Source organism: Mesorhizobium sp. M4A.F.Ca.ET.090.04.2.1, from assembly GCF_003999085.1.
Classification (GTDB): domain Bacteria; phylum Pseudomonadota; class Alphaproteobacteria; order Rhizobiales; family Rhizobiaceae; genus Mesorhizobium.
Genome location: NZ_RZOT01000661.1, coordinates 1 through 2,900 on the forward strand (window position 1 = coordinate 1; position 2,900 = coordinate 2,900).

Genomic DNA, 2,900 nt, shown 5'->3' on the forward strand with positions numbered 1-2,900 from the left:
TTTTGGTGGTGGTTTTGGCCGTAGTTTTGCTGGAACGGGCAGGCGCGCCGAAGCGCCCGGCCCGATGCCGTGCATCGTGGCTGGGGGCATCGAATGCAAGAAGAGCCATCAGAAGGCCGCGCATCGAAGAACAATCCCGTTCGAAGCGGGCTTTTACGCGGTTTGGTAAAAGAGTCAATTGGCGGCAGCGCTCTCCCTTCTCCCCTTGTGGGAGAAGGTGTCGCCGAAGGCGACGGATGAGGGGTGCTCCAGAAAACACCAACCTCTCACTCCGCTGGAACACCCCTCATCCGTCTCGGCTGCGCGCCGATCCACCTTCTCCCACAAGGGGAGAAGGAGAGGCGGTGCCGCTTGCGCTGTACAATGGCCGCCGCAGGAAGTACGAACGCTCAAAATGTCCTTCGCCTGCGTGCGTCAGCCCGGCATGTGTTGCCGGACAGGCAAGCTCCGAATTCCGAAAGAGAAAAATGTCCAGTTTCGAAACGATCGTGCCTGCGCTTGCAGAGGCGCTGGAAAAACGCGGCTATGCCGCGCTGACGCCGGTGCAGCAGGCGGTGCTGGCGCCCGAGCTTCGCGCGGCCGACGCGTTGGTCTCGGCCCAGACCGGCTCCGGCAAGACGGTCGCCTTCGGCCTTGCCTTGGCCCCGACCCTGCTTGGCGGCGCGGCGCGTTTCACCGATGCCGGCGCGCCGCTCGGCCTGGTGGTGGCGCCGACGCGCGAGCTGGCGCTGCAGGTGCGGCGCGAGCTGGAATGGCTCTATGAGCTGACCGGCGCGCAGATAGCCTCCTGCGTCGGCGGCATGGACATGCGCAGCGAGCGGCGGGCGCTGGAGCGCGGCGCCCATATCGTCGTCGGCACACCGGGCCGGCTGCGCGACCACATTACGCGCGGCGCGCTCGACATGTCGGCGCTCAAGGCCGTGGTGCTGGACGAGGCCGACGAGATGCTCGATCTCGGCTTTCGCGAGGACCTCGAATTCATCCTCGACGCCGCGCCCGCCGAGCGCCGCACCTTGATGTTTTCCGCCACCGTGCCGCGCTCGATCGCCACGCTGGCGAAGAACTACCAGCGCGATGCCGTGCGCATTTCCGCCGGCGGCGAGGCAAAGCAGCATCTCGACATCGAATACCGGGCGCTCTCCGTGGCACCCGCCGACCGCGAGAACGCCATCATCAACGTGCTGCGCTATTACGAGGCGACCAACGCCATGGTGTTCTGCAACACCCGCGCCGCCGTCAACCATCTCACCGCGCGCTTCAATAACCGAAATTTCGCCGTCGTGGCATTGTCCGGCGAGCTCAGCCAGAACGAGCGCAGCCACGCGCTGCAGGCGATGCGCGACGGCCGTGCCAGGGTCTGCATCGCCACCGACGTGGCGGCGCGCGGCATCGACCTGCCCAATCTCGACCTGGTCGTCCATGCCGACCTGCCGTCCAACCCGGAAACGCTGCTCCACCGCAGCGGCCGCACCGGCCGTGCCGGGCGGAAAGGCGTCAGCGCGCTGATCGTGCCGAACAATGCCCGCAGGCGCACCGAGCGCCTGCTCCACAATGCCGGCCTGACCGCGTCCTGGGCGAGCCCGCCCTCGGCTGACGAGGTGCTGCGCCGCGACGACGAGCGTATCCTCGCCGACCCTGCCTTCGGTGAGCCGGTGAGCGAGGAAGAACGCGGTTTCGTCGAAACCTTGCTCGACCGCCACGGCGCCGAGCTTGTCGCCGCCGCCTTCGTCCGGCTCTGCCGCGGCAGCCGCTCGGCGCCGGAAGACCTGCTCGACGTCGCGCCCTTCACGCCGTCAGCCGAAAGGCCCGCGCGACGCGACGAGACGCCCAGCCGCCGCGACGATTTCGGCGACAGCGTCTGGTTCTCGCTGTCGGTCGGCCGCCGGCAGAATGCCGAGCCGCGCTGGCTGATCCCCATGCTGTGCCGTACCGGCAGCATCAGCAAGCGCGAGATCGGCGCCATCAAGATGCAGCCGGAAGAGACCTTCGTGCAGATCGCCGCCGACTGGGCCGACCGGTTCCTCGCCGCTATCGGCCCCGACCGCAAATTGCAGAACAACATCGCGGTGAGACGGCTGGACGGCACGCCCGACCTGTCGCGGGCCGGCTACCAGCCGCCGAAACCCGACAAGAAGCCGCATCGCGGCAAGCGGCCCTTCGACCAGAACGCGCCCCAATTCGAAAAGCGCGCGCCGGGCGAGCACCGGCCCGCCGGCGTGGATTCAAAACCCTGGGCGAAGAAGCCCGGCAAGCCGAAATTCGACAAATCAAAACTCGACCGGCCGAAATTCGACAAGCCGGTAAAGCACAAGAAGCCGAAGAAGCGGCCGGCGTAGGTTCGCCAGGTTGGAAGCTGACCCGCAGCGAACGTCCGGGCAAACCGCCAACCTCGAAAATTAGCCGAAGCGTCCGACCTTCGTCATCCACGGGCGGAGCGAAGCGGACGCGTAGACCCGAGGATCCATGCCGTGACCTCGCGCGAAGCATAGACAAGGGGCAGAAATAGGGGCCGTTCTGAACGGCTGCAACGCTCGTAGGTCACGGAATGGATTCTATGGTCTGCGCCGCGTCGCTTCGCTCCTTGCTCCGCCGTAGAATGACGAAGGCGTGGTGCCCGCCAGTGCGCTAAATCGCATCCCCCTTGCGGTTCGCCGCGACTTTGACCAGTCTGGGCATGCGCGGCAAAGGGGGCAGTGCGATGCGCGGCGAGGTTCTGCACTATGACGAGCAGCAAGGCTTCGGCTTCATAACCGGCGCCGACGGCAAGCGTTACAGCTTCGCGCGCGAGGATCTGCGCCGCGAGATGGCGTTGGCCAGGGGCGCCGAGGTCGAATTCCAGCCGAATGGCGACCGGGCAAGCAGCATATTTTCGGTCCGCGCCCGCATGACCGGTCCGGCAG

1 protein-coding gene and 1 pseudogene are annotated in these 2,900 nt (G+C 66.7%); both read left to right on the plus strand.

Translation table 11 applies throughout. The features are described from left to right. Positions 1 to 467: 467 nt before the first annotated feature. Complete coding sequence (locus EN781_RS29935) at positions 468 to 2,336, plus strand: DEAD/DEAH box helicase (RefSeq protein ID WP_126057396.1); 1,869 nt, start codon at positions 468 to 470, stop codon at positions 2,334 to 2,336. A 362-nt stretch (positions 2,337 to 2,698) separates the two neighbouring features. Continuing rightward, positions 2,699 to 2,900: pseudogene (locus EN781_RS29940) on the plus strand (DUF805 domain-containing protein); the annotation flags it as partial.